The sequence below is a fragment of the Streptomyces sp. NPDC088785 genome, assembly GCF_044750685.1.
Taxonomy (GTDB): domain Bacteria; phylum Actinomycetota; class Actinomycetes; order Streptomycetales; family Streptomycetaceae; genus Streptomyces.
This window is the reverse complement of sequence record NZ_JBIVKH010000017.1, coordinates 31949-53413: the sequence shown is the minus strand read 5'-3', so window position 1 is coordinate 53413 and position 21465 is coordinate 31949. Positions and strand designations below refer to the sequence as shown.

Below are 21465 nucleotides of genomic sequence, written 5' to 3'. Positions count from 1 at the left end.
CGTTATGAAGACGAGCGAGTATCCGCCTCAACCGGGACGTCTCGGGGACAGAGTCGGGAGTCGGGTCAGGGTCGGGAGCCGGCTCCGGGTCTGGTCCTGGGCCTGGATCCGCCGCTGGAACGGGGCCTTCTTCACGCACACGGGCTCGCACCCGGGCGGGTGCTGTGCGCTGCCTGGCCAGTCGTAGCCGGACGCGCCTCTGCGGCTCACCAGTCATGTTCGCCCCCCACACGCTCAACTACTGTTCTACAAGACGCTAGTTCGGCTCGTGCGGCTCCAGTTAGTTTCCGATTCTGCGCCCGTAAGCGGCTGCTGCGCTGTTCGCCGGGTTGGGCCGGATGAACCGCCCTGGCTGCGGGGCCTGCGGGAGCGGCGGGTGCACGATCGCGCCCTGGTTGGCCTCCGGGATCAGGCCGTAGATAAGCACGCACGAGGAGTCGATGCGGCCCGGCGAGTCCGGGTCGGTGGGCTGCCATGTCGCCCACTCGCGCTCGAGGTCAGTGAACAGGCTGCGGAAGCGCACCTTGTCCTGCACCATCTGCTGCGCGATCGGCTCCGCGCGCAGCAGCTTGCCCTGCTTGGCGTGCACCGGCTGGATCGCGGGCATCAGCACGTCCTTCGGGATCGTGCCTTCGCGCTGGAGCATCTCCCACGACGTACTGATCGCGAGGACGCACATGTCGCGGCCGAAGTTCCACTCGACGTAGATGATCGCCGCGTTCGTCTCGTAGGCGAGCATCGCGGCCACGGAGGACCACTCGGCCGACGGCATCGACCCGGACCTGTCGTGCGTGACCCACACGCGGCCGTCGTCGCCGAGGAAGCCGCCGATGACGCCGGCGACGTCACGGCCGCCGCCGGACGGGTCGATCGACACGGCGATCTTCTGCGGCTCGACCTTGGTGGATCCGTCGCGGATGAGGCGCAGCAGGTCCTGGGAGACCAGGGCGCCTTCGGACGGCTGCGGGTCGCCCTGGGCCATGGAATGCCAGTCACGAACGTCGGAGGTCTTCTTGACGTCGGCCCACCAGGCGAGCAGCGCCCGCCGGTTCTTCGTGCGGATCTTCGGGTGCGGAAGCGGATCGCCGTCCTCGCGGCCGAGCGGGTCCGGCCCGAACTTACTGGGGTTGGCGATCGCTGGAAGGTGGTCGACCTTCCACCGGCCGCCGTCCTCCAGCCGTCCCTCCTCCTGCAGACGCCGACCGCAGAAGTCGTCGGGGTGCCAGCGTGTCTGGATCGCCACGACGGCGTTCCGGTCCGGCTGCAAACGGCGCAGGGCGGCCGACGACCACCAGTCATGGACGTGTTCACGCAGCCGCGGTGACTCGGCGTCCGCGCGGTCCTTGTGCGGGTCGTCCACGACGAGCGCGTTCACGTCGAAGCCGGTCAGTCCCGAGCCGATCGACACCGAGCGAACACCGCCGCCCTTCGTGGTGTCGTAGTCCTGCGCGGCCGCCGAGCCGGCGAGCAGCGACAAGTCGTACTCGCCGCCGTACTCGGCGATGTACCGGCGAATCGCCTTGCCGCGCCGCATGGCGAGGTCGTCGGAGTACGAGGTGACCGCGACACGGTCCTCGCCGTGCAGGCACAACCGCCAGAACGGGAACCACTCCGCCGCCAGCGACGACTTGCCGACCTGGGACGGCGTCCACACCATGAGCCGGTCGAAGTCACCGCGCTCCAGGCCGACCAGGGCGTCGGCGATGACCCTCAGGTGTGGACGCACCCGGTAGACCCGTTCCAGGCCCCGGGCGAGCGTCACCGGGTCACGCAGCAGGTCCCGGGCCACCGCCTCCTTCGCGGCGGACAGCCGCTGGTACACCTCAGTGTCGTCGAGGTGCGCCATATCGTCGTCGGCCAGCAGATTGCTCATTCGGCAACGCCGCCTTCGCCGCCCGGATCAGGCAGGTCGTCGTCGTCCTCGTCGTCCCCGTCCAGCGCCTTAGTGCGACGCTGCACCGCGCTGGTCAGCTCCTCGATCCGGGCCATGCGCTGCTCCGCCGGCATCTGCGCGAACTCGGCGAGCTGCACGGCGAGCGGGTTTCCGCCGGGGCCGGTCACCGCGATCGTCGCGCCCGGGTCACCGAAGAGGACGCGCCGGTGCCGCATGGCGACGTCGAGGACGCGGATGAAGTCGCCGACGGACATCGACGCCGCGTCGAGCGTCCCGAGGCGCTGCGCCGGCTTGCCGACCGCCGCGCCCAGGATCCTCGCGTCGCTCTCGGCGGCTTTCCGCCGCTCCTCGACCCACCCGGCCTCGTACAGCTGGTCGAGATGTCGGTCCCACGACTCTGCGCGCTCCCGCCACCGGCAGGTGGCCGCTGCCTTCCGGACCGTCACCGCGTGGAGCTGTAGCCCGTCCGCAGCCTTCTGTAGGGTCCGGGTCCGGCCGAGGTCACGGTAGGTGACGAACTGGCCGTGCTTGCGAGGCGTCTCGTCGGGCTGCTGCTCCCATGGGTCGAGGGTCGAACTGAGCGTGATCGCGGGCTTGGTGGCGGTCATGGTGGCCTGCGCGGGGGTGTCGAGGTACTGGGTGGCCCACAGTTCGAGGGCCTTGTACCGGTGCTCGGCGGGGACGTCGCCATGGGCTACAGCCTGCTGGAGTGCCTTTTCGACGACTGCGGCGGCCTTGGTGGGCATGGCGTCGGTGTGGAAGAGGGTGAAGAGGGGGGCCATGCCGTGGTGCTTGGGCTCTCCTGTGTCGCGGTCGTACCAGACGTCGACGAGTTCGTCTGCGTGGTTCTTTGAAGCTCTCCAGGATGAGGCCGAAGGCGGTGGCGACGTTGGTGACGTCGGCGCTCTTGGAGGCGAGGTCGAGGGCTGCCATGGTCTGGTCGTACTGGCGGGGGGGGCGGCGACCCAGATCGCGTCGGAGGACGCGGCGAGGCCGAGGGCGTCGTTGAGGACGCCTTGGGCTTCCTTGAGGTCGTCGGGGAGGAACACGATCGCGAGGGTCTGGAAGGCGAGGTTCGCTTCGCCGAGTGAGGGGCTGTCGAGGTCGGCGAGGAGTTCGAGGGTGGCGTCGTCGAGGCCTGCGTACTGGCGGAGGTCGAGGTCGTCGATCTGCTCGGACAGGGTCTTGAGGATGGCGGGGTCGTCTTCGCCGGCGATGGCGTTGTGCGACAGCTGGATGGCGATCCGCTGGGATTCGGTGAGGGGGTCGCTGGTCTCCAGCCAGGTGATCTCTTCGATCCCGGCCTCGACGGACGCCTTGGTGCGGTGATTCCCGGACAGGACGATGCGGTCGCCGGAGGCCACGTCATGCCAGACGAACGGGGTGGACGTGAGGACCTGGTCGCGGCGCAGGTTCCTGACGAGCTGCTGGTACTGCTCGTGCCTCATGAACCGGGCGTTGAGGTCGAGGGTCTTGAGGGTGCGGAGGTCGCCGGTACGGATGTCGATCTTCACTTCTTCACGTCCTTGCCGTAACAATTCTTCCACTCGCGGAGGACCTCGGCGAGCGGCTTGCCGGAGAACGGCGCCCCGTACTGGAGCTGGTACTGCTGCGCGTAGTAGGAGTCGTTCGGGTCGATGCCCTTGGCCCAGTCCTCCTTGAGCACGTCCTTCTGGTCGCGCTTGAGGAGGCGGAGCACGCCGCGGTACTTCATCGACACCGGCCGCTTCGTGACGCCGTGGTGGCGAGCGACTGGTAGCGGCGGTGGCCGTGCCGCCACGTGAGCAACTGGGCTTCCCGGCTGATGGCGGCCATGACGATCAGCTTGGAAAGCTTGGCGTAGCGGCTGGTGGAGACCGGGAAGTCGGACAGCATGTAGACGGTGGGCTTCTGGGGCAGGTGTGCGCCCCAGTTCCCGAGGGTCGGCGCCCGCGAGTAGGCGAAGACGCCGACGAGCTTCTTGTCGACGAGGACGGCGACGCCGAGCGACTCGGAGCCGGGCCGGATGTTCGCGTTCATGTACGCGGAGCGCAGCGCGGCGAACTGGCCGCGGGTGAGGACGGCCAGGCTGTCGTCGGCGCAGCAGACGTTGTACACGTCGGTGACGTTGGTCCAGAGGGATACGTGCTCGCGGACGATGAGGCACATGTCGGATGGGATCGAGCCGTGGGACATGGGGCGGCTCCGGAGGGCGGTCGGCGATCAAGGGGGCGCAGATGGTAGCCGAACAGGCAAAGCGCGCATTCCGCCGCTTCGAGGAGGCCGACAAAGGGGCGAGGCCCTCGGTCCGCCGCGGGAGGGGCGGGCCGAGGGCCTCGGCGTGGAGCACCGGCCGGCGCGGCCGGATCTACGACATCGGCGTGCCGTCGTCTTCGCCCTTCCTAGCGCGCTTCTCGGCGAGCACCCTCTGAAGGGCCCGATGGCGGAACGTCCAGGAGGAGCGGTCCCCCCTATGGGAGCCGGTGAAGACGCCCAGGATCTTCAGGATGCCGTTCACGACTGCCTGCCTGACGGGCGGTGCACCGAGGACGGCCCCGACCGTCGCCAACATCTGCACATAGCCGAAGCCGTCCCTGAAGAACCCGTCCCGGATGCCCTGCACCACGAACGGGATCATCAAGAGGCCACCCACGATCGCGGCTGCACCGGCGCCACCAATCGCGGTCTTCCGCATGGTCCGCGCCGTATCTCTGGCGGCCGACGCCTTGGATGCCCGCCGACCAGCAGCCCTGCCGGGCTCTGCGGCTGCCGGGCGGCCGGAACCGGTCTCGGACCCGGACCGTCCCTCGTTCTCGTCGCGAGGCCGCACCACCTCGGGCTTGCGGCCGCTTTCGACTCGAGCTGCGTTGAGAAGTTCAATCCAGAAGGCGTCGCCGGGGAAGTCGAGATCGCAAATCCCGTGCCAGGTCCGAAGCACATCGATCATCGGCCTGAAGAAGCCGTCCCAGGTCGGCCACCGCGGGTTGCCCGTCAAGAACCGGGACAGCCCCGCCTCGGAGATGTAGGCCCGCGCGGCGAGCTCCTTCCCGTTCATGTCGGCCTGATCCATGTACTTCCGGAGCGTGCGGATCAGTTCCGCGCGGTGAGGCGGCACGCTGTCCGGCAACGGCTTAGGAGGGCGGCCAACTGGTCGCGGCGCCTCGTCATGGATGTCGGTCACAACCACCCCAGCGCGTGCGCTACGCCCAGAGCTACCAGGACGGCGAGGATCTGCATCGCGAAGAAGATCAGGGGCTTGGTGACGTCGACGGACTTGAGGCGCGGGAAGATCAGCTCCGGGTGAGAGTTGACGATCTTCGCGAGCGCGGCCAGCCGCTCGGCCACGACGGCCAGGAGGAGGGCGAGCAGGAACTCCCCCCAGACACCCCAGTCTTCGAGTAGCACTTCCAGAAAGTGAGTCATCTCTTCCTCATGCAGTGCACACATCTCGTGCGGGCGTGCCGTCATTCGGCCTTTGTGTACCGATGGCGGCGGGAGATGCGAGACTGCGGGGGCTGTGGGAGGGGCACGGATGCGCCGCGCGTTGTGGAGACCCGATGGAGCTGGTGCCCCTCCCAGGTGTACTGAACTGCCGCTGAACTACCCGGTGCCCAGCGGTTTTCAGTGACCCTAGCGCCGCCCGAGACCGGAAAGCGCCAAAGCGGCCCCTACGGGCAAGACGGGCAATTATTCGGCGAGTTGGAAGATCCTCTTCCGCTGTCGCGACGGCCCCGGCCAGCGCATCGGTATCTGAACGCCGAGGCCCCCGCACCCGTCGCGTACGACGGGCCGGGGGCCTCCGTGGAGCGCCGGCCAGGACTTGCACCTGGATCTCTCGGCCGGAAGCCGAGCGTGCTGCAATTGCACCACCAGCGCGCGGTTCGGCTGCGCCGCTGCTGAGGACAGCCGATCCGTCCGGGACTATACACAGCACTCCGATTCGGGGGCTTTGATCCGCGTCCGTCTGGTGGATGGGTGCAGGATTCCGGCCGCTGGGAGGGCGTGGATACGTCTGTGGCCGCCTTTTGGCGGCCACGTGGAGAGGGAGAGTGCTCGGGGGGTTGTTCGGCTTAGGCGGGCATGGACGCTTCGAACAGTCCGGTCTGGACCGGGGTCGGAGGCGGAGCGGGCGCCTGGGCCGCGCGGTGGGCGAGGTGCTCGGCGACCGTCCAGTTCCACCAGCCGAGCCGGTCCGAGCGCGGGCCGCCTTCGAGGGGCAGCCGGTCGGCGCGCACCTCGTGCACGGTGCCGTCGAGGATCAGCCACACCTCGCACCAGTCGCCTACTGCGGTGACCATGGCGAGGTGGTGAATGTCGCCCCAACCGGGGTGGAGGCCAGCGGGCCTGACCCACGTCCAGGTGCCCGCGCCGACGTCGCCCGGGCCGCCGATTCGGTGCCGTGGGATCGGCGGGCTCTGACGTCGCCGGCGAGCGAGCTTCGGTGGGTAGGAGTGGCTCGGCGGGTAGTGCGGGCGGCGGCCAGCTCGGCGGCCTGCCACAAGACGGTGTCCTTCTCGCCATAGCAGCGCTCCCCCAGGTGCCAGCTTCTCGGGCCGCGCTTCTCGCGGTAGACGGTCTGGCCGCACGTGCACGGGTCGGAGGTCAGGTGGTCGGCTGCCTCCCGGCATGGCCAGGTCGTGGAGCAGGCGCGGCAGATTCAGCCGTCGCGGATGCTGGGCAGGTGCTCGTCGGGCAGGCGAAACGGACGCATCGGGGTCCTCTCTGGGCATGGGCGAGGCCCGGGACGGTGCGTCCCGGGCCTCAGTTGGTCTGCTGCTCAGCCGCGGTCGGACCAGCGCATCCACGGCCACAGGCCGCCGATCGGGTAGCGGCCTTCGGCGTCAGGGGTGACGGTCTCGGTGCCCTCGTCGTCCCGGTAGGTCTTGTCCCAGGTGAAGATGAGGCCGGAGCCGCCGTCCCAGGTGACCGTCAAGCCGCAGCCGGCGTTCAGGGTGTTCAGGTGGTCGGCGATGCGCGCGGCGACTTCGCCGGTGACGCTGATCGGCTCGTGCGGGCCCCAGACAGGCGAGGCGGGTCGTGCCGGGTAGGGGCCGTAGTCGCTGCCGTCGACCGTGAACAGCTCGTTGGCGCCGTCGGGTTGCGGGGTGCAGGGCCAGACGCGGCTGAGGCCGTACTCGGCGAAGATCGCGGCGTCGGGCTCGTGCTCGAAGCGCACACCGTCCACGTCGTGACCGCATCGGGCGTGGAGGACTCCGATGCTCGTGGTGCGCAGGGTGACCCCGTCGGCTTGCCGGAACGTCAGCAGCGTCGCCAGCCCGGTATCGACGCGCTGCGCTGGACCCGCCCGGTCCGGCCCGGCGACCGGCTGTCGATCCGGGCGACGGTGCGCGCGGCACGGCGGTCGCGCTCCAAGCCGGACCGGGGCCTCGTGCACACGGACGTCGAGGTGCTGAACCAGCACGACGCGACCGTGCTCACGCTCACCGCGATGAACCTGCTGCGGGTCCGCGACGCCGGCTGACCCGGGTCGCACAGAGCGCCCGAACCGGTCCAGGAACGTTCCTGCGAACGGTGTCCCAAAGCGGCGCACCAGCCGTTACGGTGTGCCCGAGTCCCCGACGGGCGGCCGCCACCGGCCCGCGCGTCCGGGGCCCGTCTCAGTCGGGGGGCGACGGGGTTGGGATCGACGGGGTGGTCGACGAGCGCGGGTCCGGGCGTGGACCGGCGGCGGCGCGGGCGCTCGGACGTCGCGGGCATCGCCGTCCTCGGCGCCTGCGCGATCTGGACACTGATCTCGGCGACCGCCCGCGCGGGCCGCCCCGAGGGGGTGCTGCTCGCCGTGCTGGCCGTCGCCGCGGGGTACGCGGGCGGGCGCATCGCCGGTGGGCTCGCACCCGTCGCCACGTGCGGCGCGGTCGCCGCCGGCGGCCTGGCTCTGGCGGTCGCGTCCCCGCAGACGGTGCCCGTTCCGGACAGCTCGGCACCGCTGGGCGGCGCCGGGGCGACGGCCGCGCTGCTCGTCCTGTCGACGGGCGCCCTGTGCTGCGCGGCCTGGTCGGCACGGACCCGGCGCCCGCGGATCACGTTGCACCTGCTGTCCGCCGGGACGGTCGTGGTGGGCGTCCTGGCCGGTTCGGCGGCCGGGGCCGCGGCGAGCTGCGCCGTCGCCCTGTGCTCACTCGCGTCCGCCCGCAGGCGGCGCCGGGCGAGGGCGCTCGCGGGGCTCGGCGTCGGCACGGCCGTGGTGGCGGGACTCGGCCTCGCGCTGGCCGACGGCGCCCTGCCGCCGGGATGGGCGTCGTTCCTGACCGACGGGCTGTCCGAGCGCCGGGTCCGGCTGTGGCGCCGGGCGCTGGAGCTGGCCGAGGCCCATCCGGCGCTCGGCACGGGACCGGGCCGGTTCGAGGACGTCAACGGGGTGCCGGCGCCGTCGGAGGTGCCGGACGCCCGGCCGCACTCGGCGGTGCTCCAGACCGCGGCGGAGCAGGGCTTCGTCGGGCTGGCGCTGCTCACGGCCGCGTACGGCTGGCTCCTGTACGTCCTGTGGCGCTCGACCCGTCCGACACCGGTGGTCCTCACCGCTGGTGCGGCCCTGACGGCGGTGGCGGTGCTGGCGACGCTCGGCAACGCCCTCAGCTTCACCGCGGTGACCGCGGGCGCGGGCCTGCTGGCGGGCATCGCGACCGCCGTGCCCCTCGGCGACGACGGGGCGCCCGCACCGGCCCGTCCCGGGGAGGGCTCCCCCGGGAAGCCGTCGTGAACCGCGTCGCGCCGCGACCGCGCCGGGTGTCGGGATCCGGTTCCGTGTCCGCGTTCGTCTCCGGGAACGACGCGGCCGCCCCGGAGGAGCTCCGGGGCGGCCGGGTCGGTCGTCGGACGGGCGTCAGGCGGCCGGGCGGGCGGGGGACGGCTTGAGGAGGTCGCGGATGTGGCGCACCGCGCTCTCCGCGTCGTCGACGGTCACCGTGAACTTCCTGCCGTCGCCGAGGCTGAGCACCAGGCCCTCGCCGCGCCGCACCACGACGGCGGTGCCGATCTCGGGACGCCAGCGGTAGCCCCAGCCGCCCCACTGGCGCGGCGTGACGCGCGGCGCGAAGTCGGCGTCGACGACGTGGGCGAGCGGGATCCGGCGGCGCGGCAGCCCGACGTGGCCGCAGCGCACTTCGAGGTGGTCCTTGTCGACCTTCACCGCGACGTGCAGGAAGGCGAGCGTGCCGAAGAGCACGAGCAGGCCGACGGCGATCAGCCCGACCACGGACATCGCCAGGGCGGCGATACCGGTGGCCCACGAGTTGTCCACGGCCAGCTCGATGCCGAGGGCCAGGCAGGCGAAGCCGCCCAGGGCCAGCAGCCACTGCACACGGTTGTGTGCGCGGCCGGTCCAGATCTCGGTCACCCGCTCGGACGTGCGGCGCCCGGGGTGTGCGTCGGCGGCGTCGTTCCTCATGCCTTCGAGACTACTCATGTTCCGCCGTGCAGGCACCGCCTCGCGGAGAGTGACTGCTCCGGATCGGTGCTCCTGGTCACCCGGCGTGGCTGACGGCCTGGAGCGCCCGCCCCTCGGCATAGGTGAGCGCCGCCTGCGGAAGCGTTTCCGCACGGCCGCTGAGGAGGACGGTGAGCCCGCTGCGCCCGGTGGCCGCGCGGGCGCTCCCGCCGGCCCGGCGCAGCGCCTGCGCGGCGACGGCACCCGCGCTGCCGTGCAGCGTCGGGGGCTCGGCGCCGGGGCGCCGCACCGCCGCGCGGATCCGCTCCGCCACCAGCTCGTAGTGGGTGCAGCCGAGGACGACGGCCCGCACGTCACGCGGGGTGAGCGCGGCGGCGGCGGCGATGGTCCGGTCGATGGCGTCCTCGTCGGCCCACTGCACCGCGTCGGCGAGTCCGGGGCAGGGCACCTCGGTGACCTCGACCCCGGCCGCGAAGTCCCGGATCAGTCCGCGCTGGTACGGGCTGCCGGTGGTGGCCGGCGTGGCCCAGATGGCGAGCGGCCCGCCGAGGGACGCCGCCGGCTTGATCGCGGGGACGGTGCCGATGACGGGGATCCCCGGCTCCAGGCGGTCCCGGACCGCGGGCAGGGCGTGCACGGACGCCGTGTTGCAGGCGATGATCAGGGCGTCCGGGCGGTGCGCGGCGGCCGCCTCGCACACGGCCAGCGCCCGCTCGGTGACGTCCTGCGGGGTGCGCGGGCCCCACGGCATGCCGTCCGGGTCCGAGGAGAGCACGAGATCGGCGTCGGGCCGCAGGCTCCGTACCGCGGCGGCGGCCGCGAGCAGTCCGATTCCGGAGTCCATGAGCGCGATCTTCACCCGGAAACCATAGACGATCGCTCCGACAGAACCGCGCCGGTGGGGCAGACTGCGGCGGATGGACGTCGTTGTGTGGATCACCGCGGCCTCGCTCGCCGCCTGGCTGTGGCTGCTGCTGTGCCAGGGGTTCTTCTGGCGCACCGATCTGCGGCTGCCCGCGCGGACGGACCCGGAGCGCTGGCCGGACGTCTGTGTGGTGGTCCCGGCCCGCGACGAGGCCGAGGTGCTGCCCCGGAGCCTGCCCTCCCTCCTCGCCCAGGACTATCCGGGCCGCGCGGAGATCTTCCTGATCGACGACGGCAGCTCGGACGGCACCGGGGAGCTGGCCCGTGCCCTGTCCGACCGGTGCGGCGGGCTCGCCCTGACGGTGGACTCCCCCGGCGAGCCGCCCGCGGGCTGGACCGGGAAGCTGTGGGCGGTGCGGCACGGCATGGCGCTGGCACGCGCGCGTGGCCCGGAGTTCCTGCTCCTGACCGACGCGGACATCGCGCACGAGCCGGAGAGTCTGCGGGAGTTGGTGGCGGCGGCCCGCACGGGCGGGTTCGACCTGGTCTCGCAGATGGCCCGGCTGCGGGTGGCCAGCGGCTGGGAGCGGCTGGTGGTGCCCGCGTTCGTGTACTTCTTCTCGCAGCTGTACCCGTTCCGCCGGATCGCCGACCAGCGCTCGCGCACGGCCGCGGCGGCGGGCGGCTGCGTCCTGATCGGCGCCGAGGCGGCCGAACGGGCGCGGATCCCGGACGCCATCCGGCAGGCGGTCATCGACGACGTGTCGCTCGCGCGGGCGGTGAAGCGCTCCGGCGGCCGCATCTGGCTGGGGCTCGCCGAGCACGTGGACAGCGTGCGCCCCTATCCGCGCCTGACGGACCTGTGGCGGATGGTGTCGCGCAGCGCGTACGCGCAGCTGCGGCACAACCCCGCGGTGCTGCTCGGCACCGTGCTCGGGCTCGCCCTGGTGTACCTGGTGCCGCCCGCCGGGGTGCTCTGCGGCCTGGTGGCGGGCAACGGCGCGGTGGGCCTGTCCGCCGGACTCGCGTGGGCGGTGATGACGGCGACATACATCCCGATGCTGCGCTACTACCGGCAGACGCTGTGGCTGGCTCCGCTGCTGCCGTTCACCGCGTTCCTGTACCTCCTGATGACGGTGGACTCCGCCGTGCAGCACTACCGGGGCCGGGGCGCGGCGTGGAAGGGCCGGACGTACGCCCGGCCGGACGCCACGGCCTGACCCCCGCCACCGTCCCACTCGCCTCCCTGCGGGCGTCCTACTTGCGGCCCGGGGTCCAGTCCATGCCCCAGTCGTAGGCGCGGTCCACGGTGCGCTGCGGGCTGACGCCCCGCTCGGGCACCAGGTAGCGGGCCTCGCGGCGGACGGTCAGGTCGGCGCCGTCGTGGGTGATGAGGGCGAGCGCGCACACCGTGGAGGGGACCGTGCACTCGTCGAGGGAGAAGTCGATCGGCGCCCCGCCCAGGGGCGAGAGGGTGACCGTGGCGTGCAGGTCGGCGAAGCTGCGCGCGCCTTCGTAGATGGTCACGAAGATGAGCACGCGCCGCAGCGCGGCCTTGTGGTCGAGGTTGATCGTGAGGTTCTCGCCCGCGGCCACGCCGCCGGTGCGGTCGTCGCCGTCGAGGTGGATGTACGGCGGCTGGTGCAGCGCCCCGAAGGCGTTGCCCAGCGCCTGGACGACGCCCTTGCGGCCGTCGGCGAGCTCGTACAGGGCGCACAGGTCGAGATCCAGGTCGCGGTGGCCGGCGGTCGCCCGGCCGCGCCTGCCGCCCCAGCCGCTGAACTGCTTGCGCGTCTCCCAGTTGAGGTTCACGCGCATCGCCCCCGAGGTGCCGCCCTGCTTGGCCAGGGAGACCGAGGGGGCGGCCTTGGTGAGCGTCACCTTGGTGAGGCGGACGGGCCCGGCGGCGGGCGGCGGCGTCGCGGGCATCGGCGGTGGCGTGGCGGGCGCCGGTCGGGCGGCCGTCCGCTGCGGCTCGTCGACCGTGATCCCGAAGTCGGTGGCGAGTCCGGCCAGGCCCGTGTCGTAGCCCTGGCCGACCGCGCGGAACTTCCAGCCGCCCTGGCGCCGGTACAGCTCCCCCAGGACGAACGCCGTCTCGACCGTGGCGTCCGTGCTGTCGAAGCGGGCGAGCTCGGCGCCGGAGGAGGCGTCGAGGACGCGGATGTGGAGCCCGGGCACCTGGCCGAAGGCGCCGCCGTCGGCCGACGCGGCGAGGACGATCCGCTCGATGTCCGGCTCCACGCGCGCGAGGTCCACGGACAGTGTGTCGGTCACGGCGCCGGACGTGGTCGTCTTGGCCTCGTGCCGTACCGCGCCGGACGCGTGGGCGGGCTGGTTGTAGAACACGAAATCCGCGTCGGAGCGGACCCGCCCGGCGGCGAGCAGGAGCGCCGAGGCGTCCGCGTCGGGCACGCCGGGGCCGCCGCGCCACCCCAGTTCGACGCGGACCGCCGACGCCCCCACCGCGACGTTCGTTCCCTTGCCCATGCTCATGTCTGTCCCCTTCACCGGCGGGACCGGCGACGTGATGACCCGCCGAAAACTCGCCCTTTACACGAATCTAACGCCGCACAACGACCGTTTTTGCCGAGTTCGCTCGCATTGGGGATGCACGGTCACACCCGACCCGCAAAAGAACCCTCTTATCGGGCTACCCCATCGACCACATCGTGGGCTTAACTTATGTGCCATGACCTCCCCCCGCTCCACCTATGGCGGCGGTTACTACTCCGCGCCGTCCTTCCCGGACACCCCGATCTACGACTCCCTCGTCGCAGAGCGGGGCACACCCCAGATCGCCCCGATCCGGGTCCCCTCCGCGTACGACACCGGTAGCCATCTTCCCGCGCTTCCGGCCGCGTTGCCCGCACTGCCTTCCGGTCCCTCCGCCCAAGCGCCGCAGTACGGCTACCCGCCCCAGCAGTCCGCGCACATGCAGCCGGCGCAGATGCAGCCCGCGCACATGCAGGCCGCCCCGACCGCGTACATCCCGCAGCAGACGGCCGCGCCGCGTGGCTACCAGGGCCAGCAGCACCAGCCGCAGCGGCAGGCTCCCGGCACCGGCTACGAGGCGATGCGCCCGGCCGCGCCGCGGCCCGCGCCCGCCCCGTACGAGGATCCGTACAACCGTCAGCAGTACCGGGGTTACTGAGCGGGAGGCCGTCGCGACGGCCTCCACGCACGGCCCGCACATGGGGTTGTCGGTGCCTGCTGGCAGGATGGCCCCATGTCGCAGCAGCCTGTGCTCAGTTCGATCCATGTCTACCCGTTGAAGGCGGTTCGGGGGCACGCACCGCGCGAGGCGGTCGTGGAACCGTGGGGGCTCGCGGGGGACCGGCGCTGGGTCCTGGTCGACGCGTCGAACAAGATGATCACCCAGCGGCCGCATCCGCGGCTCGCGCTGGCCGCCGCCGGTCTGCTGCCCGGCGGCGCCCTCAGGGTGTCCGCGCCCGGGACGCGGTCCCTGACGGTCGAGGTGCCCGCGCCGGGTCCGACGGCCACCATCGAGGTGTGGCGCGACAAGGTGGAGGCCGTGCCCGCGGCGGACGCGGCGCACGCCTGGTGGAGCGCCCGCCTGGAGACCGAGGTCCGCCTCATGCATCTGGACGATCCGGCGACCCGTCGCCCGGTCGATCCCGCGTACGCCCGGCCCGGCGAGACGGTCAGCTTCGCCGACGGCTATCCCCTGCTGCTCACCACCCTCTCCTCCCTCGACGCCCTCAACTCCCTCATCGCCCAGGGCGACCACGCGGACGAGGGCCCCCTGCCCATGAACCGTTTCCGGCCGAATGTGGTCGTCTCGGGCACCTCCCCCTGGGCCGAGGACGACTGGACCAGGGTCGCGATAGGCGAGGTCACGTTCCGGGTCGCCAAGAAGAGCGGCCGCTGCGTGGTGACCACCACGAACCAGGAGACGGCGGAGCGCGGCAAGGAACCACTGCGCACCCTCGCCCGGCACCGCCGCTTCGGCGACCAGCTGTGCTTCGGCACGAACCTGATCCCGGAGTCGACCGGCCCGGTCCGGCTCGGGGACCCGTTCACCGTCATCGAATAGCGTCGAATAACCGTCACCCGGAAGGGGAACCCGGCGGCACGTCGGACGGGTTGGGGGACAATGGGCAGGGCCGGAGACACCGGCGCGTGGGCGCTGCCGTCCGGGCTGGGACGGACGCGGAAGGGGGGCGGACTGTGCGGGCGATCACCGGGATCTGGCGCTGGCGGCACAATCCACTGCGCCGCGGGACCGATCGGGCCGAGGCCTGGATCGCGCTGGCCGCACTGGTCCTCATCGTCGTCGCCGCACCGGTCGCCGGTGTGGTGGCGGGCTCCCTCTCACGCGACGCGCTGTACCGCTCCGTGAGCGAGCAGCACCACCGGCGGCACGAGATCACCGCGACTGTCGTGCGCACCGTGGCCCAGCCGCCCCTCGACTCCGACCCCGAGACCTCGACCGCGCGGGACGCGCACAGCCGCGTGGTCGCGACCTGGACGGCGCCGGACGGCACGGCGCACCGCGACCGGGTCGTCGCCGCCCTCCGGTCCCCGCACCGGGGAGACACGTTCCCGCTGTGGACCGACGAGCGGGGCCGCGTGGTGGGCCGTCCGCTGGACCGGGCGACCGCGGCCACCCACGCGGTGCTGGCCGGGTTCGGCACGGCGGCCGCCGTCGGCGCCGTCCTCGAGGGCACGCGCCGGCTGGTCGTGTGGCGGATGGTGCGTCGCCGGTACGCGCGCTGGGACCACGCCTGGGACATCGCGGGCCCCGACTGGGGCAGGACCGGCACGGGCAGCTGACGGGGTCGCCACTCCGGTCAACTGCCGTGCCCCGCGCGCGCTACGGTGGACCCACCTTTCTCAGGAAGTGCGCCCGTCAGGGCGTGAGCAGGACCCGCGTACGACGAGGTGGGGGCACAGCACCGTTATGGCACAGGGCACGGTCCAGGTGACGCACACCGGCACATCACGGTGGCGGCGTCGCACAGGTGAGTACGCGTCGTTGGCCGCCGCTCTCGAAGCGGCCGGAGACGGCGACGTGCTGACCGTCGCCCCGGGCACGTACCGGGAGAATCTGATCGTGCAGCGCGCGGTGACGCTGCGCGGCCCCGAGGGCTCCCCCGGCTCGGTGCGCATCGCGCCGGTCGACGGGGTCCCGCTGACCGTCCGCGCGTCGGCGACGGTGCAGGACCTGCACGTGGAGGGCCAGGACTCCGCGGCCCCCGCGCTCCTCGTCGAGGAGGGCGCGCCCGAGCTGATCGACGTGCGGGTCGTCACCCGCTCCGCGTCCGGCATCGAGGTGCGCGGCGGGGCCCGCCCCACCGTGCGGCGCTGCACCGTCGACAATCCCGGCGGCATCGGCATCGCCGTCCTGGACGGCGGGGGCGGCGTCTTCGAGGAGTGCGAGGTCGTCGCGGCCGGGCAGGCGGGCGTGGCGGTGCGCGGCGGCGCGCACCCGCGCCTGGAGCGCTGCCGGGTGCACCACGCGTCGGGCTCCGGGCTCTCGGCGACGGGCGAGCACAGCGGCCTGGAGGCCGTGGGCTGCGAGATCTATGAGATCAAGGGCTCGGGCGTGCAGATCACCGGCCGGGCCACCGCCCACCTGACCAACTGCGACGTGCACCGCACGACGGGCGACGGTGTCACCCTCGACACGGACGCGGTGCTCACCCTCGCGGACTGCCACATCCACGACATCCCGGAGAACGCGGTGGACCTGCGCTCCCGGTCCGTCCTGACGCTGACGCGGTCCACCGTCCGGCAGTTCGGGCGCAACGGCCTGTCGGTGTGGGACCCGGGCACGCGCGTGGACGCCAATCAGTGCGAGATCCACGACAGCACGGGCGACTACCCGGCGGTGTGGGTCAGTGACGGCGCGACCGCCGTCCTGGACGCGTGCCGGGTGCACGACGTGCCGGACGCGCTGTTCGTGCTGGACCGCGGCTCGCGCGTGGACGTCGTCGACAGCGATCTGTCGCAGGTGCGCAACACGGCGGTGTCGGTGAGCGACGGTGCCACGGCGCAGCTGGACGACTGCCGGATCCGGGAGGCCGCGACCGGCGCCTGGTTCCGCGACCACGGCAGCGGCGGCACGCTCGCCAACTGCACGGTCGACGCGATCCAGACGGGTGTCATCGTCACCAAGGGCGCCGACCCGACGATCGACCGCTGCACGGTGACCTCCCCCGCCGAGGCGGGTTTCTACGTCTCCGCGGGCGGCCGGGGCACGTTCCAGGGCTGCCGGGTGACGGGCAGTGAGGGCTACGGCTTCCACGTCATCGACGGCTGCCGCACGACCCTGAAGAAGTGCCGTACGGAGCGCTGCTCGCGGGGCGGCTACGAGTTCGCGGAGGACGGCCCGTTGGTCGAGGAGTGTACGAGCGACGAGAGCGGCGGGATAAGGCCCGGGGCGCCCGCCGCCCCGCAGCCCGCCGTGCAGACGCAGTCCGCGACGCAGACCGTGGGCCTGCTCGGCGGGCTCCCCGAACAGCGGGCCGAGGCGCCCGTCGAGGAGCCGCCCGCCCGCTCGTCGGACGCGGTGCTCGGCGAGCTGGACACGCTGGTGGGCCTGGAGAGCGTCAAGCGCGAGGTGCGGGCGCTCACCGACATGATCGAGGTGGGGCGCAGGCGGCAGGAGGCCGGGCTCAAGGCGGCCTCGGTCCGCCGCCACCTGGTGTTCACGGGCTCCCCCGGTACCGGCAAGACGACGGTGGCCCGGCTGTACGGCGAGATTCTGGCCTCTCTCGGTGTCCTGGAGAAGGGGCACCTCGTGGAGGTGTCCCGGGTCGATCTGGTCGGCGAGCACATCGGGTCGACCGCGATCCGCACCCAGGAGGCGTTCCAGCGGGCGCACGGCGGTGTGCTGTTCATCGACGAGGCGTACGCCCTGTCCCCCGAGGACTCGGGGCGCGACTTCGGCCGTGAGGCGATCGACACGCTGGTGAAGCTCATGGAGGACCAGCGGGACGCGGTGGTCGTGATCGTCGCCGGGTACACGGCGGAGATGGAGCGGTTCCTGTCGGTCAACCCCGGGGTGGCGTCCCGCTTCTCACGGACCATCACGTTCTCCGACTACGTGCCCGACGAGCTGCTGCGGATCGTGGAGCAGCAGACGGACGAGCACGAGTACCGGCTCGGCACCGGGACGGCGGAAGCGCTCCTGAAGTACTTCACGGCGCTGCCCAAGGGCCCGGCGTTCGGCAACGGCCGCACGGCCCGGCAGACGTTCGAGTCGATGGTGGAGCGGCACGCGGGGCGGGTCGCCCAGCTCGGCGAGCCGAGCACGGACGACCTGACGCTCCTCTACCCGGACGACCTGCCCGAGCTGCCCTGAGTCCGCGGGGTGGGCACCGCGTGCCGCAGGCGGGCCAGCAGGCGGGCCCGCTCCTCGGCGAAGACCGGGTCCGCCTGGTAGTCGCCGTGGCCCAGGATCGGGGCGGGCAGCGGGTGCCGCTCGGTGCGGCCGTAGGCGAGCGGGTCCCGGAGGGCGGGGTGGTCGACCGCGGGGCCGCAGTCGCCCGGCAGGTCGATCGGGCCGCCGATGGGGTCGGTCTCGCGGTGCAGGTTGCGCCAGCAGTCGACCTGGCGGTGCAAGGACGCCAGGGCGGCCGGGCCGAACTGCGCCGGGAACCAGCGCCCGTAGAGCCGCTCCAGGGGCGAGCCGTAGGTGAGCAGGCCGACGCGTCGCCGTACCGACGGCGGGAGCTGCCAGGCGGCGGCCGCCGCGAGGACGCTGCCCTGTGAGTGGCCGGAGAGGATGAGCCGGCCGCCGGTGGTGCGGGTCCAGGCGGCCATGCGCCAGGTCAGGTCGGGCACGGCGCGCTCCGCGTAGCAGGGCGGTGCGAAGGGGTGGGCGGCGCGCGGCCAGAAGGTGCCGACGTCCCACAGGATGCCGATGGTGCGGCGGGCCGAGGGGTCCTTGTAGGCGCGGCGGCCCCAGGTCACGAACAGTATGAAGCCGACGCCGATCAGCCAGGAGCCGAGCGCCTGTGCGGTGTCGGCGGCGCCCTCCAGCAGCGGGAACGTGCCCTCGGCGGCCGTTCCCGGGACCTGGTCGGTGGCCCAGGCCCCGGCGACGGCGAGGCCGCCGAGGAGGAGCGTCACGGACGAGACCACGCCGATGATCACGGGGGTCCGGTCGGTCAGGACAGCCCGCGCGCGCGTGCCGGCGATGGCCGACGTCCGGGCGTGGTCCGGGCGTTCGCCGTCCGGGCCGGCGTGCGCGTCCAGGTGGTAGTCGCTCACGACGCGGCGCGTCTCGGCCTTCTTCCTGCGCAGCGTGCCCACGGCGAGGACGGCGCACACGACGGCGAGGACGACGAGCAGCGGCGGGATGACGGACGCCTGCCAGGACAGCAGCACCGGCGGGCCCGGGATCAGGCCGCTGGTGCCGTCCAGCCAGTCGGCGACGCGCTGTGCGACGCCGCCGGTCATCACGCCGCCGAGGGCGCAGGCCAGCATCGCCGTGGCGGGTCCGCCGAGGCCCCGCAGGGCGGTGCGCCGGTCGACGGCCGTGCGGTAGATCGCCTTCGCCACCACGGCGAGGAGGACCACGAGGGCGACCTGCGCGAGGGCGATCGCGCCGAACGCGGCGTCGCCCGGCAGCCGTCCCGAGGAGTGCCAGCGGGGGCGGGACCAGCCCGCGTAGAGCATGGTCAGGGCGAGGAGGGTCAGGGCTCCGTAGGGCAGGACGCGGGCCAGGGTGCGGTCCAGGTCGAGGTCGAGCCGCTCCTCGGTGCGGCCGCGCAGCACGACGACGGCGAGGACGGCGAGGAGGCCCGCGAGGAGGGCGCCTTCGAGCACCCGGCCAAGGACGTCGAGGAGCACGGGGCCGCCCGCGCGCCGATCGTAGCGGGCGGCCGAGGTGCCGACGGCCGCCGCCACGGTCAGCAGGCCCGCCGCGGTGTGGGCGGCGCGCAGCCGGGAGACCAGCCGGCGTCCGTACCAGAATCCGGGCCTCGCCAGCGCGTTGTCCGCGGAGCCGTCGTCCGGTTCGGGCTGGTGCGGCAGCGGGCGCTGGGCCTCGTACGCGCTCCAGGTGCGGTGGGCGAGGTACCAGAGCAGGACGGTCAGTCCGGTGGGCACGAGGGCGGCGAGGGCGAGCCTGCGGCCGGGCTGGCTCCACCAGCCGTCGGCGAGGAAGCCGAGCCAGGTCCTGCGCGCGGCGCAGGCCGGGGTGCCCGCGCACTGCCAGGCGGTCAGGTCGAGCGCGACCTCGCAGGCGGTGGCGACGAGCAGCACGGTGAGGGTGAGGCCGGCGAGGCGGACGAGGAGGCCGTAGAGGCGGACGGTGCGGGTCCTGCGCAGCGCGTTGGGGCGCATCCAGTGGGCGAGGTTCACGACCATGAAGGGCAGCAGGATCAGCCACAGGGCCCGTGAGCCGTTGCCCGACGTGAGGTTGCACCACACGTACGCTTCGGGGACGGGTCGGCCGCGGTAGTCGTCCGGTCTGCTCTCGGCGTCGACGTCCTCGGCGCGGCGGTAGACGGCCGCGGTCCCGTCGCCCGAGACCCGCACGGTGCGCGGGTCGCCGAGCATCTCCGCCGGTGTGGTGCCGCCCACGCCGTGCACGAGGAGTTCCAGCGCGGTCCCGTCCGCGACCGTGCTGGTGGTGTGCTGTTCCGGCGTCGTCGCCATGTGGGTCCCCCGTTCCGACGGACACCAGGATTCCGCCTCCGCACCCCCGCGCGCATCCCCCGTCACGGAATCTCCTCGCTCCTTTCGAGCCGAACCTCCTGGTGGCGGGTGCGGGTGGTGGGACGGGTGTCGGTGGCGCGTGCGAGGATGACGGGATCCCCGCCCCGGTGGACCGGGGCCAAGGGGACGATGCGAAAGGACCCGACGGGACGTGAGCGAGAATCAGAACCTCCTCGCGGAGCAGCGCCGCGCCCTGATCCTCGACGAGGTGCGGCGCCGCGGCGGCGTGCGGGTCAACGAGCTGACGAGGAAGCTCGGCGTCTCCGACATGACGGTCCGGCGGGACCTGGACGCGCTGGCCCGGCAGGGCGTGCTGGAGAAGGTGCACGGCGGGGCGGTCCCCGTGGTCGAGGCGAGCAGTCACGAGCCGGGCTTCGAGGCCAAGTCGGGTCTGGAGCTGACGGCCAAGGAGGACATCGCGCGGGCCGCGGCCCCGCTGGCCGCGCCCGGGACGGCGATCGCCCTGTCCGGGGGGACGACGACGTACGCGCTGGCGCAGCACCTGCTCGACGTGCCGGACCTGACGGTGGTGACCAATTCGGTGCGGGTGGCGGACGTGTTCCACGCCGCGCAGCGCACCGCGGGCACCCGGCAGGGCGCGGCGACGGTGGTGCTCACCGGTGGGGTGCGTACGCCGTCGGACTCGCTGGTGGGGCCGGTGGCCGACCAGGCGATCGCGGCCCTCCACTTCGACGTGCTGTTCCTCGGCGTGCACGGGATAAGCCCGCAGGCGGGTCTGTCGACGCCGAACCTGGCGGAGGCGGAGACCAACAGGCGGCTGGTCCAGTCCGCGCGGCGGGTGGTCGTGGTCGCCGACCACACCAAGTGGGGGACGGTGGGGCTGAGTTCCTTCGCCGCGCTCGACCAGGTGGACACGCTGGTGACGGACGCGGGGCTGCCGGTCGAGGCCCGGCTGGAGATCCCCGAGCAGCTGCGGCTCGTCGTCGCCGGTGAGCCGGACGGCCCGGGGCACCGCGCGCCCGGCGCGGACGGATGACCCGTCGTCCCGGTGTGTTCCGCGTCCGTACGGGACGCGGCACACACCGGGGCGACGGGTGGAGCCGCCGCCTCAGGACTCGGTGGGCTGGTGCACCGCGTCCAGCGCGTCCGCCGCTGTCGGGCAGAAGGTGAACACCTGGTCCAGGCCGACGATGCGGAGCAGGTGCATCAGGTCGTGGTGGGGCGCGGCGAAGACCAGCCGGGTGCTGGTGTCGTGGGCGCGCAGATGGGCCTTGATCAGCGCCGTGATGCCGGTGGAGTCGCAGTACGTGAGTCCCGCCAGGTCGATGACCACCGGGGTCTCGGGGGTGAAGGGTGCCTGGTCCACGACTGCCTGGAACTCCGGGGCCGTGTGGTGGTCCACTTCCCCCACCAGGGTCAGCACACTGGCTCCTGAGGCGTGTGGCAGCAGTGTGACGGTCAAGGTGTGGTCAGTCACCTGTTCTCCTGTGAGGACGTGCTGAGGAAGGCTGTGGGACGGGCCGCGCGGAGGCGGCACCGATCCCCCTGCCCACAACGGCGTGAAGTGTGCGTACGAGGTGGTCGATGCGTTCCGGCGGTCCGCCCGGGCGCGAAGAGCGGTGGGCGCGCCGCAGCGCCGCGCCCACCGGCCCGGTGCGGACGACTC

The 21465-nt window shown here is 72.8% G+C and carries 21 protein-coding genes and 1 tRNA gene; 8 read left to right on the top strand and 14 right to left on the bottom strand.

The genetic code is table 11. From position 1 onward, the window contains the following. Positions 1–280: 280 nt before the first annotated feature. From ACIP5K_RS31835 to ACIP5K_RS31795, 9 genes are all read right to left on the bottom strand, one after another. Positions 281–1873 carry a hypothetical protein gene (locus ACIP5K_RS31835; RefSeq protein WP_401415139.1) on the bottom strand — a complete coding sequence of 531 codons (1593 nt, stop codon included), beginning with the start codon at positions 1871–1873 and terminating at the stop codon, positions 281–283. Next, positions 1870–3408, bottom strand: coding sequence for a hypothetical protein (locus ACIP5K_RS31830; RefSeq protein ID WP_401415137.1), 1539 nt, complete (start codon positions 3406–3408; stop codon positions 1870–1872). Before ACIP5K_RS31830 ends, ACIP5K_RS31835 begins: the two co-directional genes overlap by 4 nt. Continuing rightward, positions 3405–3608 carry a hypothetical protein gene (locus ACIP5K_RS31825; RefSeq protein WP_401415333.1) on the bottom strand — a complete coding sequence of 68 codons (204 nt, stop codon included), beginning with the start codon at positions 3606–3608 and terminating at the stop codon, positions 3405–3407. The genes ACIP5K_RS31830 and ACIP5K_RS31825 overlap by 4 nt, the downstream gene beginning before the upstream one ends. Continuing rightward, entirely contained in the window at positions 3605–4069 is a 465-nt protein-coding gene (locus ACIP5K_RS31820) for a hypothetical protein (protein WP_401415135.1), read from the bottom strand. The genes ACIP5K_RS31825 and ACIP5K_RS31820 overlap by 4 nt, the downstream gene beginning before the upstream one ends. Positions 4070–4241: 172 nt before the next feature. Further along, entirely contained in the window at positions 4242–5054 is an 813-nt protein-coding gene (locus tag ACIP5K_RS31815; RefSeq protein ID WP_401415133.1) for a helix-turn-helix domain-containing protein, read from the bottom strand. Then, positions 5051–5278, bottom strand: coding sequence for a hypothetical protein (locus ACIP5K_RS31810; RefSeq protein WP_401415131.1), 228 nt, complete (start codon positions 5276–5278; stop codon positions 5051–5053). The genes ACIP5K_RS31815 and ACIP5K_RS31810 overlap by 4 nt, the downstream gene beginning before the upstream one ends. 397 nt (positions 5279–5675) lie before the next feature. After that, positions 5676–5749 (bottom strand) — tRNA-Gly (locus ACIP5K_RS31805). Between the two features lie 194 nt (positions 5750–5943). After that, positions 5944–6171, bottom strand: a complete 228-nt coding sequence (locus ACIP5K_RS31800; RefSeq protein ID WP_401415129.1) for a hypothetical protein — start codon at positions 6169–6171, stop codon at positions 5944–5946. A gap of 479 nt (positions 6172–6650) precedes the next feature. After that, a complete protein-coding gene (locus ACIP5K_RS31795) occupies positions 6651–7058 on the bottom strand; it encodes a hypothetical protein (RefSeq protein ID WP_401415127.1) in 408 nt (135 codons plus the stop codon). Positions 7059–7121: 63 nt separating this feature from the next. Between ACIP5K_RS31795 and ACIP5K_RS31790 the strand changes: the two genes are divergently transcribed. After that, entirely contained in the window at positions 7122–7355 is a 234-nt protein-coding gene (locus tag ACIP5K_RS31790; RefSeq protein WP_401415125.1) for a hypothetical protein, read from the top strand. A 156-nt stretch (positions 7356–7511) separates the two neighbouring features. Next, a complete protein-coding gene (locus tag ACIP5K_RS31785; RefSeq protein WP_401415123.1) occupies positions 7512–8594 on the top strand; it encodes an O-antigen ligase family protein in 1083 nt (360 codons plus the stop codon). Positions 8595–8717: 123 nt separating this feature from the next. Here ACIP5K_RS31785 and ACIP5K_RS31780 read toward each other — a convergent pair whose 3' ends face one another. After that, complete coding sequence (locus ACIP5K_RS31780; protein ID WP_401415121.1) at positions 8718–9281, bottom strand: hypothetical protein; 564 nt, start codon at positions 9279–9281, stop codon at positions 8718–8720. 76 nt (positions 9282–9357) lie between these two features. Beyond that, complete coding sequence (locus ACIP5K_RS31775) at positions 9358–10140, bottom strand: glutamate racemase (RefSeq protein ID WP_401415119.1); 783 nt, start codon at positions 10138–10140, stop codon at positions 9358–9360. Positions 10141–10198: 58 nt separating this feature from the next. On the opposite strand from ACIP5K_RS31775, the gene ACIP5K_RS31770 reads away from it, so the two are divergent. Then, entirely contained in the window at positions 10199–11365 is a 1167-nt protein-coding gene (locus ACIP5K_RS31770; RefSeq protein WP_401415117.1) for a glycosyltransferase, read from the top strand. A gap of 37 nt (positions 11366–11402) precedes the next feature. Here the strand turns inward: ACIP5K_RS31770 and ACIP5K_RS31765 are convergent, their stop codons facing one another. Then, complete coding sequence (locus ACIP5K_RS31765) at positions 11403–12635, bottom strand: TerD family protein (RefSeq protein WP_401415331.1); 1233 nt, start codon at positions 12633–12635, stop codon at positions 11403–11405. A gap of 202 nt (positions 12636–12837) precedes the next feature. On the opposite strand from ACIP5K_RS31765, the gene ACIP5K_RS31760 reads away from it, so the two are divergent. The 4 genes from ACIP5K_RS31760 (at position 12838) to ACIP5K_RS31745 (ending at position 17475) form a co-directional block, all read left to right on the top strand. Further along, positions 12838–13299, top strand: coding sequence for a DUF6643 family protein (locus tag ACIP5K_RS31760; protein WP_401415115.1), 462 nt, complete (start codon positions 12838–12840; stop codon positions 13297–13299). A gap of 75 nt (positions 13300–13374) precedes the next feature. Beyond that, positions 13375–14202: an MOSC domain-containing protein gene (locus ACIP5K_RS31755; protein ID WP_401415113.1), complete on the top strand. Its 828-nt coding sequence runs from the start codon at positions 13375–13377 to the stop codon at positions 14200–14202. A gap of 134 nt (positions 14203–14336) precedes the next feature. Then, on the top strand, positions 14337–14942 hold the full coding sequence (locus ACIP5K_RS31750) for a hypothetical protein (RefSeq protein WP_401415111.1): 606 nt from the start codon (positions 14337–14339) through the stop codon (positions 14940–14942). A gap of 127 nt (positions 14943–15069) precedes the next feature. Beyond that, on the top strand, positions 15070–17475 hold the full coding sequence (locus ACIP5K_RS31745) for a right-handed parallel beta-helix repeat-containing protein (RefSeq protein WP_401415109.1): 2406 nt from the start codon (positions 15070–15072) through the stop codon (positions 17473–17475). Here ACIP5K_RS31745 and ACIP5K_RS31740 read toward each other — a convergent pair. Beyond that, a complete protein-coding gene (locus ACIP5K_RS31740; RefSeq protein ID WP_401415107.1) occupies positions 17445–19778 on the bottom strand; it encodes a hypothetical protein in 2334 nt (777 codons plus the stop codon). The two genes, ACIP5K_RS31745 and ACIP5K_RS31740, sit on opposite strands and share 31 nt — an antisense overlap. A 211-nt stretch (positions 19779–19989) precedes the next feature. Here ACIP5K_RS31740 and ACIP5K_RS31735 point away from each other — a divergent pair, with 211 nt between their 5' ends. After that, on the top strand, positions 19990–20835 hold the full coding sequence (locus tag ACIP5K_RS31735) for a DeoR/GlpR family DNA-binding transcription regulator (RefSeq protein ID WP_401415105.1): 846 nt from the start codon (positions 19990–19992) through the stop codon (positions 20833–20835). Positions 20836–20907: 72 nt separating this feature from the next. On the opposite strand, the gene ACIP5K_RS31730 is transcribed toward ACIP5K_RS31735, so the two are convergent. Continuing rightward, positions 20908–21276, bottom strand: coding sequence for an STAS domain-containing protein (locus ACIP5K_RS31730; RefSeq protein ID WP_401415103.1), 369 nt, complete (start codon positions 21274–21276; stop codon positions 20908–20910). Between the last annotated feature and the right edge of the window lie 189 nt (positions 21277–21465).

Bases quoted from the DNA above. Each gene is read 5' to 3' on its own strand.
- ACIP5K_RS31835 (WP_401415139.1), bottom strand. From the start codon at position 1,873: ATGAGCAATCTGCTGGCCGACGACGATATGGCGCACCTCGACGACACT.
- ACIP5K_RS31825 (WP_401415333.1), bottom strand. From the start codon at position 3,608: ATGAAGTACCGCGGCGTGCTCCGCCTCCTCAAGCGCGACCAGAAGGAC.
- ACIP5K_RS31820 (WP_401415135.1), bottom strand. From the start codon at position 4,069: ATGTCCCACGGCTCGATCCCATCCGACATGTGCCTCATCGTCCGCGAG.
- ACIP5K_RS31800 (WP_401415129.1), bottom strand. From the start codon at position 6,171: ATGGTCACCGCAGTAGGCGACTGGTGCGAGGTGTGGCTGATCCTCGAC.
- ACIP5K_RS31780 (WP_401415121.1), bottom strand. From the start codon at position 9,281: ATGAGGAACGACGCCGCCGACGCACACCCCGGGCGCCGCACGTCCGAG.
- ACIP5K_RS31770 (WP_401415117.1), top strand. From the start codon at position 10,199: ATGGACGTCGTTGTGTGGATCACCGCGGCCTCGCTCGCCGCCTGGCTG.
- ACIP5K_RS31765 (WP_401415331.1), bottom strand. From the start codon at position 12,635: ATGGGCAAGGGAACGAACGTCGCGGTGGGGGCGTCGGCGGTCCGCGTC.
- ACIP5K_RS31760 (WP_401415115.1), top strand. From the start codon at position 12,838: ATGACCTCCCCCCGCTCCACCTATGGCGGCGGTTACTACTCCGCGCCG.
- ACIP5K_RS31755 (WP_401415113.1), top strand. From the start codon at position 13,375: ATGTCGCAGCAGCCTGTGCTCAGTTCGATCCATGTCTACCCGTTGAAG.
- ACIP5K_RS31745 (WP_401415109.1), top strand. From the start codon at position 15,070: ATGGCACAGGGCACGGTCCAGGTGACGCACACCGGCACATCACGGTGG.
- ACIP5K_RS31740 (WP_401415107.1), bottom strand. From the start codon at position 19,778: ATGGCGACGACGCCGGAACAGCACACCACCAGCACGGTCGCGGACGGG.